A 16,023-nucleotide genomic window follows, 5' to 3' on the forward strand; every position below is an offset into this window, starting at 1 on the left:
AAGGAGTGCCATGGCTGCCTTCGACCCCGACCATCGAACCTCACGCGACTTGCCTGTCGCAGTGTTCAGGCCGTCACCCGACCAGCGAGTGCTCGTGACCGGGAAGTGCCACGCGCGTGCGCTGTGCCTGAGTTCCTGTGCTGGCCCGGACGGCATTGCCGCGGTGTTCGTCGATCCGTGCGGCGCGCTGCTGGCGATTGCCACTGCGCCAGCGGCGGTAGTAGGAGCGATGCTGGTCGACCCGGCCCCATTTGCCAGGCTGACTGAGCTGCTCGGCGCGAGCCGTGTGTATCTCGAAGCACCCGCTGCAGATGCGCGAGCGGTCAGCGATGCCGTCGAAGCTGCGATGTGGCCGATGTCCGTGGCGACCGAAGTGCTCGCCCGACCCGAGGCCGCCTGAATCGGCTCGCGCCGCTGCCGTTCAGAGGCCTTGGTGAAGTGAGATGGATTGGACGGAGTGACTATGCAACCCGCAGGACGACAGCGTCGCCCTGACCGCCGCCGCCGCACAGCGCCGCCGCGCCCAGTCCGCCGCCACGGCGGCGCAGCTCGCTGGCGAGGGTGAGCGCCAGACGGGCACCCGACATGCCGATGGGATGGCCGAGCGCTACCGCACCGCCGTTCGGGTTCACGATCTCCGACGACACGCCCAGCTCCTCGGTCGACGCCACGGCCACCGCAGCGAAGGCCTCGTTGATCTCGAACAGCGACAGGTCGGACACGTCGAGGTCAGTGCGCTCGAGCGCACGGCGGATCGCATTCGCCGGTTGGTGCAGCAGGCACGTGTCCGGCCCCGCCACCATGCCGTACGACACAACTTCGGCCAGCGGCTCGATGCCGCGCTCAGCAGCCGCCTCGGGTGACATGACCACCAGCGCGCAGCCGCCGTCGGAGATCTGCGATGCATTGCCGGCCGTGACCGCACCGTCCGGTGCGAACGCCGGCCGCAAGCCCGACAGGCTCTCGGGCGTCGTACCGGGCCGGATGCCCTCATCGTCGAGCACCGTCAGCGGATCGCCGCGGCGCTGAGGGATGCTGACGGCCACGATCTCGTCATCGAAGCGACCGTCCTTCTGCGCGGCCGTCGCTCGTTCGTGCGACTGGGCGGAGTACTCGTCCATCGCGCTGCGGGCGATACCGGCGCTCGCCGCGTCTCGCTCGGTGCCGTCGCCCATGTGACCGTCGTCGAAGGCGCACCACAGGCCGTCGTGGATCATGGCGTCGAGCACCGTGCCCGAGCCCATGCGCATGCCGTTGCGGCCATCCGGCAGCAGGTAGGGCGCATTGGTCATCGACTCCATGCCGCCCGCGACGACCACGTCGGCGTCGCCCGCTGCGATCATCTGGTCGGCCATGTAGATCGCGTTCAGGCCCGACAGGCACACCTTGTTGATCGTGATGGCGGGCACATCCATGGAGATGCCGGCGTTGGTCGCAGCCTGCCGGGCGGTGATCTGGCCCTGGCCGGCCTGCAGCACCTGTCCCATCACCACGTAGTCGACGTCGCCGGCCGCCAAGCCGGAACGCTCCAGCGCACCTTCGATGGCAATGCCGCCGAGTTGTGCGCCGGTCAGGCCGGCCAGTCCGCCGTTGAACTTGCCGATCGGCGTGCGCGCACCCCCGACGACTACCGAACCAGCCCTCCCATTACGAGCCATTGCAACCCCCTCGCCTGCACCGACGCGCCAGCCCGCAGGCTCGGCGACTGATCTGTGCACGGCGAGTGTACGAAACGGCCTGCGAGGCTGCCCGAGCCCGGGATCGACGGGCCGGATCGTCACCAAATTGTGGCACTCGCGGCTCTGCCGCACCGTTAGCGTTCGGCCCCGTGAAGCAGTTCGCTGATGCCATCGATGCCGGCGCGTCCGGCCCCGAACTTGAGGCCATGCCGATCCCGGAGAGCTTCAGGGCGGCATACGTATTGCGTGACGAGCAGACGATGTTCGAGGGCCGTGCCTCGGCCGACAAGGATCCCCGCGAGGCCACCCACATCGGCGAGGTCGCCACGCCCGAGCTCGCGCCCGACGAGGTGTACATGGCGGTGATGGCCAGCGCCATCAACTTCAACACCGTGTGGACCTCGATCTTCGAGCCCCTGCCCACGTTCGGCTTCTTGGATCGGCTGGGTCGGGAGAGCCGCTGGGGTGCCCGCCACGCGCTCGACTACCACGTGCTCGGCTCAGACGCCTCCGGAGTTGTGCTGCAGTGCGGTTCGGCGGTGCGCAATTGGCGCCCCGGCGACCGGGTGGTCGTTCACTGCAATTACGTCGACGATCAGGATCCTGCAGCCCACGAGGACTCGATGAAGGCCTCCAACCAGCGGATCTGGGGCTTCGAGAGCAACTTCGGCGGGCTGGCCGACCTCACCATCGTCAAGGCCAACCAGCTCATGCCCAAGCCGGCGCACCTGTCGTGGGAGGAAGCGGCGGTGAATGCGCTCTGCGCCGCCACCTCCTACCGGATGCTGGTGGGCGACAACGCCGCTCGCATGAAGCAGGGCGACTCGGTGCTCATCTGGGGCGCCACCGGGGGGTTGGGCGGCTATGCCTGCCAGCTCGTGCTCAACGGCGGCGGCGTGCCCATCGGCGTCGTCAGCTCGCCCGACAAGGCGGAGCTGCTCGGCCAGCTCGGCGTGGAGCACACCATCGATCGCAGCGCCGAGGGTTACCGCTTCTGGAGCGACGCCAGCACCCAGGACGAGCGCGAATGGCGGCGCTTCGGCAAGAAGGTGCGCAGCCTCATCGGGGACGACCCCGACATCGTGTTCGAGCATCCAGGCCGGTCCACCATGGGAGCATCGGTGTTCGCCGCCAAGCGGGGCGGCACCGTCGTGACGTGTGCCGCCACCAGCGGGTACATGATCGAGTACGACAACCGGCATCTGTGGATGAAGCTGAAGCGAATCGTGTCGAGTCACTTCGCCAACTACGCCGAGGCGTGGGCGATGAACCGGCTCATCGATCAGGGGCGCATCCAGCCGATCCTGTCCAAGACGTTCACGCTCGAGGAGACGGGTTTGGCCGCGCGGCAGGTCCATCACAACCTGCATGAGGGCAAGCTCGGCGTGCTGTGCCTCGCCCCCGAACCGGGTCTGGGCATCACCGATCCAGAGAAGCGCGAGCGAATCGGCGATGACCGCATCACGCTGTTCGCCCGCCATGCAGCCTCGCTGGAAGCCGCCAGCGCCTGAAGCCGCCGACACTGAGCCGCCAAGAAATGGGGAGCAGCCCGATGATCCTGACCGAGATCGACCACGTGGCCATCGCCGTGAACGACCTCGACGCTGCGGTCGCCTACTACGCCGAAGCGTTCGGCGCTGAGGTCGCCCACCGGGAAGTCGTCGACTCTGACGGCGTCGAGGAGGCCCTGATCAAGGTCGCCGACAGCTACATCCAGCTCACTGCGGCGACCCGCCCGGATTCGCCCATCGCCAAGTTCCTCGAGCGCCGGGGTGAGGGCCTGCACCATGTCGGCTACCGGGTGGATGACTGCGCCGCAGCACTCCAGACAATGATTGACGCCGGTGCGGTGCCCATCGACACCGCACCCCGACCCGGCTCCCGCGGCACCACGGTCGCATTTGTTCACCCGAAGGGCAATCTGGGCACGCTGGTCGAACTCGTGCAGGAATGAGCGCGCATAGGCTCGCCTGCAAACCGGCGGGGCCGCTGCGGCCCGGCCACGTCACGGGTGCGAACGGGAGGGCCTCCATGACGAGACTGACAAAGCGGTTGGCACTGGTGTTGGCGATCGTTGCGCTGCTGGCTGCAGCCTGCACGGGCAGCGACGACAGCGAGGCGTTCAAGATCGGCTTGGTCACCGACACCGGCAAGGTCGACGACAAGAGCTTCAACCAGTCGGCGTGGGAGGGCGCGCAGGAAGCCGCCGCCGCGCTGGGCGCCGAAGCCGACTACATCGAGACCGAAGAGGCCAAGGACTACGAGAACAACATCAACCTGTTCGTCGAAGACGGTGTGAACGTCATCATCACCGTCGGCTTCGGCCTCGGCGACGCCACCATCACTGCGGCGAAGGAGAACCCCGACATCTTCTTCATCGGCGTCGACCAGTTCCAGGCTGAGGCGCTGCCCAATCTGGCCGGGCTGATCTTCCCCGAAGACCAGTCGGGCTTCCTGGCCGGCGCGCTCGCGGGCATGCTCACCGAGACCAACATCGTGGGCGCCGTGCTCGGCACCGATCTGGTACCTCCCGTGGTGGCCTTCAAGGAAGGCTGGGAGCACGGAGCCCGCTATACCAACTCGGCCGTGGAGACGATCTCCACGTACCACCCCGGCGGTCTGGACGTTGCGTTCGGCGATCCCGATTGGGGTGCTGCCACCGCCCGGCAGGCCCTCGACCAGGGTGCCGACATCATCTTCGGCGCCGGCGGTGCCACTGGCAACGGGGCGCTCATCGAGATTGCTTCGCAGGAAGGCGCCTACTGCGTGGGCGTTGACACAGACCAGTGGAACACGGTGCCCGAGGCGCGGCCGTGCCTGGTGACGAGCGCCATGAAGCTCATCACCCCGGGCGTGGCCGACCTGGTTGCCCAAGCTGAGAGCGGTGACTTCGCCGGGGGCAACTACCTCGGCGAGGTCGGCTTGGCGCCGTTCCACGATTTCGACAGCATCGTCACTGACGAGATGCGGGCGACGCTGGACGACGTGCTGGCTGGCCTGAACGCCGGCGAGATCGACACCGGATGGCCGCCAGGCTGATCCGGCGAGCCAGAAGCTGAGCGGGACGCCCCCGAGCGCGGGCACCTCACCTCGCCGTGAGCACGCCCGCGAGTCCATCGCCGCCCGCGGAGGCTGACCGCCTCGAAGCGGAAGGCAACGCCGCCGACGCTCGCCAGAGCCCGATGCGTGGGGTGATGCGCGCCGCTGCGGTGCCGCTGGCATCGGTGGTGCTGGGCCTCGTCCTAGGCGCCGTGCTCATCGCTGTGCAGGGCCACTCGGTGACGAGTGCCTACGGCGCGTTGGTGCTCGGCGGGGCGGGCGACGCCGATGCGCTGCTGCGCACCCTGCAGAAGGCGACGCCGCTCGTGTTCGGGGGCCTAGCTGTTGCTTTCGCGTTCAAGGCGGGCCTGTTCAACATCGGCGGGCAGGGCCAGCTGCTGGTTGGTGCGGCATTCGCGGCGGGCGTGGGCTTCGGACTCGAGGGCGTGCCGCTGGTGGTGCATCTTCCGCTGGCGCTGCTGATAGGTGCCGCTGCGGGGGCTGCGTGGGGTGCCATCGCCGGCGTGCTGAAAGCCACATCGGGGGCGCACGAGGTGATCGTCACGATCATGCTCAACTTCGTGGCCGGCAACCTCACCGACTGGCTGGCGGCGAACCCCTGGCAGGACCGATCCGGCTCCAACATCATCGCCAGGACCCCGCTGGTGGAGCCGTCGGCGGAGATCCCCACCTGGGGATGGCTGCCGGCGGGCTTCGTGCTGGCGGTGATCGCCGCATTCGCCTGCTGGTTCATCCTGGAACGCACCACCTACGGCTTCGAGGTGCGCAGCGTGGGGGCGAACCGTCACGCCGCTCGGTATGCGGGCATCTCGGTGGGCTGGATCATGGCCTCGACCATGGCGGTGGCGGGGCTGCTGGCCGGCCTCGGCGGAGCGATCGAGTCGCTCGGCGTCGACGGTCGCTTCGAGGCCGGGGTGAACGTGGGCCTCGGCTTTGAGGGCATCACGATTGCGCTGTTGGCTCGTACCAACCCCATCGCCGTCATCCCCGCTGGTCTGCTGGTGGGTTTGATGGAAGCGGGCGCCGCCAAGATGCAGTTTGAGTCGGGGGTTGCGCCGGAGATCATCGATGTGATCCAAGCGCTGATCCTGCTGTTCGTGGCAGCGCCGTTGATCGTGCGCTGGCTGCTGCGGTTGCGTGATCGGCCCGATGCGCCGGATCGTCGCCTGACGCTCGGTGCGGGGTGGGGCCGATGACCGCCGGCGCAGTCCTTCGCTGGTCGCACGACCCTGCCGCGGCCTCGGAGCTGCGGTTGCTGAGGCACGGCGGCAGGCGGCCATGAATATGCCGGCAACGGACCTGACCGCCAGCACGCTGAGCGACCGCGCTGGCTTGGGGCCGTCGGGCTGGTCGCCGCAGCGCGTGTGGTCAGTGGCGGGGGCCGTCGTGCTGGTGGCGTGCGTGTGGGGCTTCTACGCCTGGGACGGGGCGCAGACCACCGCCGTGCTCGGGGGCACCGTGCGCGCCGCCACCCTGCTGGTGCTGGGCGCCATGTGCGGGATGATCGGCGAGCGTTCGGGCATCGTGAACATCGGCATCGAAGGCCAGTTCCTGATGTCGGCCTTTACGGCCTTCACCGTGGCGTCGATGTCCGGCTCGCTGTTCTTGGGCGTTGTCGCGGGCGTCAGCACCGGTCTGGCGATGGGCTGGATGCTCGCTGCAATGTCGGTCGGGCTGCGAACCGACCAGATCATCGCCGGCACGGTCCTGAACATCGCGGCGCTGGGCCTGACCTCGTTCTTCTACGACCGGGGGCGTTCGCTGGGCCAGCCGAAGTATCAATCGATCGAGCTCGGCCCGCTCGCCGACCTGCCCGTCGTGGGCACGGCGCTGTTCAACCGCCCGCCGCTGACGTACTTGGCGCTCGTGCTGGTCGTGGTGCTCCACGTGCTGCTGCTGCGCTCGGTGTGGGGGATGCGCACGACCGCCATCGGCGAGCACCCCGGTGCCGCGGCCACCGTGGGCATCGATGTGATCCGGCTGCGCTACTGGAATGTGACGCTGGCGGGCGGCTTGGCCGGCCTCGGCGGCGCGTACTTGGCGCTGGAGTCGGTGGGCACGTTCACCCGGGCGATGTCGGGCGGGCGGGGCTTCCTGGCGTTGGCCGTGATGATCTTCGGTCGCCGCACCCCGCTGGGCGCCTACGCGGCGGCGCTGTTCTTCGGCTTCACCACGGCACTGCAAGGCCAGTTCCAGCTCAATGACACCTTCGACATCCCGGCGCAGTTCGTGGGGATGCTGCCGTTCGTGGTCACGATCATCGTCGTGGCCGCAGCAGGCCTGTTCGGCCGCATGCGCGACCCGGCTGCGCTCGGCCAGCCGTACGAGGTCCGATGATGGCTGCGACCGCTGTCTCGCAGGCGGAGCCCGAGGTGCTGCTGGCCGGCCACGGCATCACCAAGCGCTTCGGCGCGGTCGTGGCCAACGACGACGTCTCGGTCGAGCTGCGGCCCGGGCGGATCCTGGCGCTGCTGGGCGAGAACGGTGCGGGCAAGAGCACCCTCGTCAACGTGCTGTTCGGCCTGCACCGCCCCGATGCGGGTCAGGTCGTGATTGCCGACGAGAACGTCGAGCTGTCGAGCCCGCACGATGCCATCGCCCGCGGCGTCGGCATGGTGCATCAGCACTTCCAGCTCGTGCCGCCGATGAGCGTGGTGCGCAACATCGTGCTCGGTGCCGAGCCGCGCAAGCTCGGCATGATCGACGTGGCCCAGGCGCGCCGCCGGGTGATGGACCTGGCCGACCGATTCGGACTCCATGTCGACCCCGATGCGGCGGTGGAGGACCTGCCGGTCGGAGCCCAGCAGCGCGTCGAGATCCTCAAGGCGCTGTACCGCGATGCGAGGGTGCTGATCGCCGACGAGCCGACCGCAGTGCTCACCCCGCAGGAGACCGATCACCTGCTCGACGTGCTGCGCGGCCTGACCGCCCAAGGCGTGGGCATCGTGTTCATCACCCACAAGCTGCGCGAGGTCATGGCCGCAGCCGACGACATCGTGGTGCTGCGCGAGGGCCGGGTGGTGGGCACCACCACGCCCGCGCAGACCAGCGAGGCGGCACTGGCCGAGCTGATGGTGGGCCGCGCGGTGGATCTGCACGGCGACCGGTTCGAATCGGGTGCCACCGGCGTGGGATCGGCGATCTCGACGCCGGCTGTCACCAGCGACGAAGCCCCGATCGCCGAGGCTGGCGAGTGGCCGGTGGTGCTCGACATAACTGGCCTCTGCGCCGATGATGACCGCGGCCAGCGAGCCGTCGACGAGCTGTCACTCGCAGTACGCGCCGGTGAGATCGTCGGCGTCGCCGGCGTGGAGGGCAACGGTCAGCGGGAGCTGGTGGAAGCCATCACCGGGCTGCGTCATGGCACGGCCGGCACCGTGTCGATCAGCGACCGGGATGCGTCGGGTGCCCGACCGCGCCAGGTCACGGTGATCGGCGTGGGGCACATCCCCGAGGACCGGGCCAAGCACGGCCTGATCGGCTCATACTCGGTGGCCGACAACTCTGTCCTGAACCGCTACTTCAAGCGGCCCTTCGCAGCCGGCGGCATGCTGCGGCGCGACCGCATCGACTCCCACGCCCGCGATGTCGTGGCCACCTTCGACGTGCGGACGCCCGACGTGGAGTCCCCAGCCGACAGCCTGTCGGGCGGCAACAAGCAGAAGCTCATCGTGGGCCGCGAGTTCTCCGACGAGATCGACCTGCTCATCGCGGCGCAGCCCACCCGCGGCATCGACATCGGCGCCATCGAGTTCATCTGGCGCCGCATCCGCGAGCGCCGCGACGAGGGCACGGCCGTGCTGCTGGTGTCGGCCGAGCTCGACGAGGTGCTGGCACTCAGCGACCGGGTCGTTGTCATGTACGAGGGCCGCATCGTGGCCACGGTCGATCCCCGCACCGCCACCCGTGAGGAGATCGGCCTGCTCATGGCCGGCGCCGCCCCCGCACCTGAAGACCCGTTGTAGACATCCTCAGGACGCGCTGCTCGGCGCGGAGTGGGGACCGCATTTGCAAGCCACGCTGCGAGGCTGGATTCAGCGAGCGAATTGCAACAGTTCTTCGAGCGGCTGGTCGTCGAAATAGTTCGGGTGAGTGACTCGGATTGCCTTTTCCGAATCGGCACCGAGCAGCACCACCTCGATGCGCGGGTGGTCCTCGTATTGACGCTCAAGATCGCCGTATGCCTCGACGGCCCGGGCGCCATTTGTGAATTCCTCCATCACGATTCTGCTGCGCGTGTCATGGTCGTACGCGATCAAGAAGTGGATCGTCTTGCACCGAAGGGGAGCGGATGCCATGCACGCAGGGTAGTCCGCGCCTCTGCACGCCGTTCCTCGCCGAGCGCTGGACTACTCAGCGAGCGGATGCAGGTGTGATCAACTCCATGATCTCCTCTGCTAGTGCGCGCAGTTCGTCGTCGGGGACCCAGCGGTCCGGCCCTTCGATATCGCGTGCTGCGTACAAGTCGCCAAGTGACTTCAACCCGCTGTGGTGCCCAGGTGGGCCGTCACCGCTCTTGTAGTCCACACCTGTACGGCTAGTGAGATCCTCGATGAGCCTCGCCCAGAGGTGCTGCCACGGCGTCCTCAACTGCACCTCGATGCGTCGACCGCCGTACCACGTGCGGATGTGGACGGCTCGGTATCCCGATTCACGAGGCTTCGTGACGTAGTCGATGATGCGGTCGGTTTTGCCATTGCGGCGCTGACTGTTGGCGGTGAATCGGCGGCTCACTCTCTCGACCGCCTTCAAGGACGGCAATACGACTCGGCAGCCGCCAATATCGTGCATGCGTGCCAGATTCATATCCGGTTCGCGGCGGAGTTTGTCCCAGATGGTGCTTCGTCGCTTGAGACGCTGCGTGATTTGCGTGTCGCCGCCGATTTCGTACCCCTCAGAGATGACGCAGGACCGTAACCCCATCCGCGCTGTCAACATTGGCTGGCGGTGTACGGCACGAAATGCGTCCGCCGTACGCGCGGCGTCGCGCAGCTCGTCAGGTGATGGGCCTGGGAAGTCTCCGTTCATGTGTCGGCGCAGCACGATTCCCGCGCGTTTGACTTGTTTGTTTGAGAGCTGAATCGGCCCAGCCACCGGCTGTGGAGGCTACGCAGCCGATCCCGGCAGCGGGTCGGTACTGTCACGGGGGTGCTGGAGGCGGAGGGGCAGACGCTGGGCGAGCGGGCTGCGGCGCTGGTGGGGCAGCGGGTCAGGCTGCCGGGCGAGGCGGCGATTGTGCTGGTGGACATGTGCGTGCCGCGTGGGCTCAAGCTCGATTTGTACGTGGCCGACCCATCCGAGTCGGACGGCAACGACGATGACGATGCTTCGCTGCGCAAAGTGTCGCTGACAACCGAGGAGTTCGAGTCGCTGCAGGTCGTGGCTGCTGACTGCCTGGCGGCGCCGGAGACGGTGCTGGCCGGGCTGTGGACAGAGTGGATGCTCGACGCTGCTCGTGCCGCAGCGTCCACGGTGCTGGTGTCCACTCGGCTGCGGCCATATCCGCATCAGATGGATGCCGTATACGGGCGGATGCTGCCCCAGCCGTTGCTGCGCTTTCTGCTCGCCGACGAACCGGGCACAGGTAAGACGATGATGTCGGGGCTGTGGCTGCGTGAGGCTCAACGACTTGGGCTCGTGAAGCGGGCGCTTGTTGTCTGCCCAGCGCACTTGGTTGGCAAATGGCAGGCCGATTTCGAGAGGTTCCTTGGTGGAGGCCTGCGCGAGGTCACCGCCGAGACCGTGCGCTGGGATGGTTTGGCCACCACTCAGGCCGACACCTGGGTCGTCTCGTTGCACTTGGCAGCGGCGAATCCGCAGGTTCGCGAAGCGCTGCATCCCGACCGCGCAGGTTGGGATGCCGTCATCTTCGATGAAGCGCATCGCATGACACCGACTGCGGAGACATTTCATCGAGTCGGTCGCGAGCTGTCTGCTGACGTGCCGCACGCGCTGTTTCTCACCGCGACGCCCCATCGGGGCGATGAACGCTACTTCCGGGAACTACTACATCTCGTCGACCCGATCATCTTCCCTAGTGCGGTTGGCGGCGACACTCTGGCGTCGCCGCCCGGGGGCGGTGCACCGCTCACCCGCAAGTTGATTCGCCCTGGCTCGCTGCACTTTCTGCGCCGCATGAAGGAGCAGTTGGTCGACTACGACTCGCACACACGGCTGTTCCGTGAGCGCGAGGCGTTCAATCTCAAGGTGCGGCTGAATGCCACCGAGCGGCAGTACTACGACGCTTCGCAGCACATCGCCAATACCTACTTCCCGGTTCGCGGACGCCAGCTCGCCGCGATGGTCTATGGCAAGCGGGCGGCGTCATCGCTGTACGCGCTCGCCTGCACGCTGCGGCGCCGCCTTGACCGGATGGGCACCGCCGACGGACCGGCGCTCGCGGGCGACGACGATGTGGCAGTCATCGAACGTGAGAGCGACGACGACGCAGCCGAGGAGCAGGTCACCGCAGCCCGTTCGCTCAATGCGCGCGCCGAGCGGGAAGCGATCACCGAATTGCTGGCCGACTTGGAAACGGCCGTCGACGCGGCATCCAGCACCGCCGCCGACACCAGTTCAGCAGTTTCCAAGTGGCTGCCTCTGGGCAAGTGCTTGGCCGAGCACGGCATCACTCCCGGATCGGGCGAGCAGCTCGTCGTGTTCACCGAGTACGCCGACACGGCCACATGGCTCGTGCGCATGTTCACGAAGGCCGGCTACACGGCACGCAGCTACTCGGGCGCAGACAGCCACCCCGAGCGGGCCACCACGCGCCAGCAGTTCGAGGACGGCGAGTTCGAGGTGATCGTCTCCACTGATGCCGGCAACGAGGGCATCGACCTGCAAGCCGCCCATGTGCTCGTCAACTGGGATATCCCGTGGTCGCTCGTTCGCCTAGAGCAGCGCATGGGGCGCATCCATCGCATCGGCCAAGACGACAAGGTGTACCTCTACAACTTGGTTGCGCTCGGCACGCGCGAAGGGGACGTGCTTGCAACGCTGCTTGAACGGCTGATCGCCGCCGCGAACGAACTCGATGGCCAAATGTTCGATTGTCTTGCAGCAGTGATGGAGCGCGCCCGCGCTAATGCCGGCACAGCAGAGCAATCCCTCCTGCCGTGGTACGGCGAGACCTCGTTCGATCCGGCAGACCCTTGGCCCACCGTCGATGAACTCAGGCGCGCCAGAGACGACTACTTGGCGGAGTCCACGCAACTCAGCGTGGAAGTGGATACCGAGACGGCGAACGCAGCGCGCATCGACGAGGTTGTTGCCCGCGTCAATCCCGTCATCGTCGAGCATTTCTTGGAGCGGGCCGCCTCAGCGGGTTTGATCGGCTGCCGGCCAGCGCCGCTCGGCGACGGCTTCTACTACCTGTCTGCGGACTCACAAGCCCAAGGTTGGGATCTGCCCTCAGCTCTCGGCGGTGCCGACGGTCAACAGTTGTTGGTGGTGACCCGGCACGAAGCTCAGTCGGCCGCAATAGCCCAAGGTGTGAAGCGTGCAGCCGATGCCTACATGCTCGGGCCGAGCGACGACGCGTTCGGCGCGCTGGCCGAAGGACTGCGTGCCCGGCTTGAGACCGACATGTGGCAGGGCGCTGTGCTTTGCGACACCGCTTCTCCCGAGAGCTACACGCTGTTCGTGTTCGAGAGCGACATCACCGAGGGTGGAAACAGTGACAACCCGCGGCATCACCCCAGGCACAGCACGCAGACTTGGCTGATCGCCGTATTGGCCGATGGCACCACGCGCCGCATGTCGTGGGCGGAATTGCCGAACCTCGTAGCGCCGTCGTCAGAGATGACTAGCACCGGTATCGCGGTTGAGCGCGTACCGCTTGATGAATCAGTCGCCAATGCCGCGCTGGCCGTGGCGCATAGCGCCGCCGAGTCCGAACGCGCAGCACGCGAACAGCGGCTCAGCAAGTGGGTGGCCCAGCTACGGAGCCAGCTACTGCCGTTGCCAAACCATCTGACCGACCACATCGCTGATCGTGCGGTTGGCAGGAAGGAACGTCAGCGAATCAAGTCCGCGGTTGACAGCCGACTTGCCGAAGCTCAGAAGGTCGCGCAGGTGACCACATCCGGACCGCGCCGCATCGGTTGGGCGCGTGTTGTGGCTGGGCTGGATGCCGACCCAGCTGATCTGGAGTCTGCTGCTGAGAGTGAGGAGGTGTCCATGCGTTGGGTCACTGAGCATCTGGTAGCCGATGGCTGGCATGTCACCGATGTCCACACGCAGAACCGTGGTTACGACCTCGAAGCTCGTCGCGGACCTCAAGTGCGTTGCATCGAGGTCAAGGGCGTGGCCGGTCAGGCCTCTACGAGCGGCGTGCGTCTGACCTCCGGCGAATTGACCAGTGCCCGTCAGCATCGGGATGACTACTGGCTGTATGTGGTGGACAACTGCATCGACGGCGAGGGCAGCCTGTTCGGGCATTGGCAGGACCCAGCGAACGTCTTCCGCGACAGCCTCCAGGACGTCACCGAGTACCGGCTCGCCGGCAGCGCATTGAGCGCGGCACTTGAACATCAAGGCGACGATGCATGAGCACGCGCTTGATCGAACGGTGGTTCCCGTGTGAGGAAGTATCGACGCACTCGGCCCGTGGCTGGGGCACGGGCTTCGCTGAGAAGAGCTTGTTCACCTGGTTCGCATCACGACCACTGGCCCAGGCCAAGGCGGCCGTGCTCTGCTCTTTGTTGCCGTGGCCTCACGATCCGAGCGAACAAGAAAGCCTGAAGAATCTCGTTCGGGAGGCGATGACTGACTACGACGCCGCGAATGTCGAATTGCGCGCCGAGCTTGCCAAGCATTACCCCGACGGTGCGAAGCTCTGTGATCCGTTCTCGGGCAGGGCGATGATTCCGCTCGAAGCCGCCCGGTTGGGCGTGCAGGCCTGGGGCATCGACTACTCACCGGTTGCAACTCTCGCCGGCCGCTTGTTGGCCGACTACCCGATGCGCAATTGGGACGACGAGCCGCCGTTGCCGTTCGAAGGGTACGACGAGCACGCCGCCGAGTACTTCACCGAACCGCGGCTATTGCGAGACGTGCGATTCGTGCTCAACGAAGTAGGACGTCGTTACGAGTCTGTGATGGGTGAGTTTTATCCAGTCGTCAACGGCAAGCGTCCGTGGGGCTACGTGTGGGCCGTGACGTTGCCCTGCACGAACTGCGGCAACCGATTTCCGCTCACCGGAAGGCTCGCCCTTCGCAATCCCAACCCAAAGAAGGACGACCCGGGACAGTCCTACCGAATCGTTCCCCACGAATCGTTAGGTGCCTGTGCTGCCGAGGTTCACGACGGGAAGCCGGAGTCTCAACCCACACTGAGAGAGACTGCGGGGGATCGCGGCAAGAGCGGCGTCTGTTCGTTCTGCGGCCACACACATCACTCGGAAACGCTCAAGCGCATGATGCGCGACGGCCTCAAGGATGATGTGATGCTTGCAGTTGCCGATCTTGATGCTGATGTTGGCAAGCGTTACCGCGAGCCCAGCAGCGCCGATCTGGCTGCCGCGGAGAGACTCGACGCGGTACTCAGCGCGGAAGGGCCATTCGGGCCTGACTTATCTGCAGTGCCCCGTGAGCCGATGGACCCCGGGCTCTCGAGGTTCATCGCCCCCGTGAACTTCGGATATCGCAGTTGGGGCGAACTGTGCAACGACCGCCAAACCCTTGGGTTCGTCCGGCTTGCACGCATCGTCAACCAGATGAGTGCGCGGATGCAAGCTGCGGGGGCCAGCGACGACTACGTCTCGGCGCTGGCGGGCTACGCCGCTTCGAATCTCGCCCGTCGAATGAAGTACAGCAGCAGGTGCGCGACGCTTCAGGTTCCCTCGCAGAAGACGGGGCACATCTACTACAACGACTCCGGTATCTCACACAGCTTCGATTACTTCGAAACCGGATGCGGTGAGGGTCCGGGCACGTGGATCTCATTGTCGGTTCACACGATTCGAAGCCTCCGAAAGCAACTTGAGCGAGCTGCTGGCAATCCGGCATCGGTGCAGCGCGGTTCTGCCACCGAGTTGGCGCTGCCAGATGCGTCCCTCGATTCAGTGGTGACTGACCCGCCATACGACTCGATGATCAACTACTGCGACTCATCTGACTTGATGTACGTGTGGCTCAAGCGGCTCCTGGTCACCGCCGATCCCTGGTTCGGGGTGACCACCGACGCCGGTGGGCTGCAGGAGAAGACGCATGAAGCGGTTATCAAGAAGACAACCATCGATGATCCTGATCACCGCACGGAAGCTCATTACAGGCAGACCATCACGAAGGCTTTTGAGCAGGCGCGACTGAAGGTCAAGCCCGACGGTGTGGTCAGCATCGTGTTCGGGCATGGAGATCCTGATGCTTGGGTTCGCGTGCTCACGGCCATCAGCGATGCAGGACTGGTTTTGACCGGCTCGTGGCCGTGCAGCACCGAGAAGGGCGGCAAGCAGGCTGGCGAGTACATCGACAATACGATCATGATGGCGTGCCGCGCCGCCCGACAGGATCGGCCCGTTGGTGATGTCCGCATGGTGGACGAGGAGATTCGGGCGGTGATCGCATCGCGTGTCCCTGCTTGGACTGCTGATGGCTTGGCCGATTCCGACCAGCGCATGGCGGCGATTGCCCCGGCGATGGAGGTTGTCGGCAAGTACTCCGAAGTGCGCGACTTCACTGGCCAGCCTGTGCCGTTCGATCACTTTCTGGGGATGGCGCATCGTGCAGTCGAAGCCGCCGCCGATGTACGGATTGATCGGTTCAAGCTGACTGACTTCGATGTGCGTACCCGGTTCGCGCTCTCGTGGCTGCGTCAGCACGGCCGCGGCGTCGCCCCAGCGTCCGAGGCACGTTGGCTGCGACTGTCCTACGACGTGACTGAGGACGATGTCAAGGGAGTGCTGCAGAAAGTGAAGGGCGGTCCACGGTTGGCATTCGGCGATGAGACCGTCGACTCGCTCAGCCTCCACCCCACAAGCCCCGTGGTGGACATCGTGTTCGCTGTTGCCGCTGAGGGGCGTTCGATCAGCGACATCGCGACGGCCTTGCACCTGCTGGAGCGGGCGGATGACGAGATGCTGTGGGCCGCCATGTCCGAATTCGGTCGCGTGCTCGGCGAGAGCGATCGTGACGGGCAGACCTTCACTTGGGTCGTGCGGCAGCGGCATCTGATCGCCGAGCGGGCCACGCGGCTGACGCATGAGACCGGCGAGCGGCTGGCGGAAGAGGAACGACAGGATCGACAGGGCACGCTGTTTGTGCAGGAGGGGATTGACTGACG

At 66.3% G+C, this 16,023-nt stretch carries 12 protein-coding genes; 9 read left to right on the plus strand and 3 right to left on the minus strand.

Features of this window, described 5'->3' with window-relative positions; all coding sequences use genetic code 11:
• Positions 1–10: 10 nt before the first annotated feature.
• Complete coding sequence (locus ACOGI8_RS01040) at positions 11–400, plus strand: hypothetical protein (RefSeq protein WP_419855051.1); 390 nt, start codon at positions 11–13, stop codon at positions 398–400.
• Between the two features lie 61 nt (positions 401–461).
• Here ACOGI8_RS01040 and ACOGI8_RS01045 read toward each other — a convergent pair whose 3' ends face one another.
• On the minus strand, positions 462–1,658 hold the full coding sequence (locus ACOGI8_RS01045) for an acetyl-CoA C-acetyltransferase (protein WP_419855052.1): 1,197 nt from the start codon (positions 1,656–1,658) through the stop codon (positions 462–464).
• Positions 1,659–1,828: 170 nt separating this feature from the next.
• Here ACOGI8_RS01045 and ccrA point away from each other — a divergent pair, with 170 nt between their 5' ends.
• From ccrA to ACOGI8_RS01075, 6 genes are all read left to right on the plus strand, one after another.
• Complete coding sequence (gene ccrA / locus ACOGI8_RS01050) at positions 1,829–3,190, plus strand: crotonyl-CoA carboxylase/reductase (RefSeq protein ID WP_419855053.1); 1,362 nt, start codon at positions 1,829–1,831, stop codon at positions 3,188–3,190.
• Between the two features lie 41 nt (positions 3,191–3,231).
• On the plus strand, positions 3,232–3,633 hold the full coding sequence (gene mce / locus ACOGI8_RS01055) for a methylmalonyl-CoA epimerase (RefSeq protein ID WP_419855054.1): 402 nt from the start codon (positions 3,232–3,234) through the stop codon (positions 3,631–3,633).
• Between the two features lie 77 nt (positions 3,634–3,710).
• Entirely contained in the window at positions 3,711–4,718 is a 1,008-nt protein-coding gene (locus ACOGI8_RS01060; RefSeq protein ID WP_419855055.1) for a BMP family ABC transporter substrate-binding protein, read from the plus strand.
• Positions 4,719–4,774: 56 nt separating this feature from the next.
• The gene (locus tag ACOGI8_RS01065; RefSeq protein WP_419855056.1) at positions 4,775–5,935 is read left to right on the plus strand and encodes an ABC transporter permease; all 1,161 of its coding nucleotides are present in this window, start codon (positions 4,775–4,777) and stop codon (positions 5,933–5,935) included.
• Positions 5,936–6,017: 82 nt separating this feature from the next.
• Positions 6,018–7,076 (plus strand): ABC transporter permease, encoded by a 1,059-nt coding sequence (locus ACOGI8_RS01070; RefSeq protein ID WP_419855057.1) that lies wholly within the window; start codon positions 6,018–6,020, stop codon positions 7,074–7,076.
• Positions 7,073–8,704, plus strand: coding sequence for an ABC transporter ATP-binding protein (locus ACOGI8_RS01075; RefSeq protein ID WP_419855058.1), 1,632 nt, complete (start codon positions 7,073–7,075; stop codon positions 8,702–8,704). Before ACOGI8_RS01070 ends, ACOGI8_RS01075 begins: the two co-directional genes overlap by 4 nt.
• A gap of 69 nt (positions 8,705–8,773) precedes the next feature.
• On the opposite strand, the gene ACOGI8_RS01080 is transcribed toward ACOGI8_RS01075, so the two are convergent.
• Positions 8,774–9,037, minus strand: coding sequence for a hypothetical protein (locus ACOGI8_RS01080; RefSeq protein ID WP_419855059.1), 264 nt, complete (start codon positions 9,035–9,037; stop codon positions 8,774–8,776).
• A gap of 55 nt (positions 9,038–9,092) precedes the next feature.
• Entirely contained in the window at positions 9,093–9,833 is a 741-nt protein-coding gene (locus ACOGI8_RS01085) for a RelA/SpoT domain-containing protein (RefSeq protein ID WP_419855060.1), read from the minus strand.
• Between the two features lie 54 nt (positions 9,834–9,887).
• Between ACOGI8_RS01085 and ACOGI8_RS01090 the strand changes: the two genes are divergently transcribed.
• Both ACOGI8_RS01090 and ACOGI8_RS01095 read left to right on the plus strand, forming a co-directional pair.
• The gene (locus ACOGI8_RS01090) at positions 9,888–13,292 is read left to right on the plus strand and encodes a helicase-related protein (protein WP_419855061.1); all 3,405 of its coding nucleotides are present in this window, start codon (positions 9,888–9,890) and stop codon (positions 13,290–13,292) included.
• A 212-nt stretch (positions 13,293–13,504) separates the two neighbouring features.
• Complete coding sequence (locus ACOGI8_RS01095; protein ID WP_419855062.1) at positions 13,505–16,021, plus strand: DUF1156 domain-containing protein; 2,517 nt, start codon at positions 13,505–13,507, stop codon at positions 16,019–16,021.
• Positions 16,022–16,023 lie beyond the last annotated feature (2 nt).

Source organism: Candidatus Poriferisodalis sp. (assembly GCF_965204195.1).
GTDB lineage: Bacteria > Actinomycetota > Acidimicrobiia > Acidimicrobiales > Poriferisodalaceae > Poriferisodalis.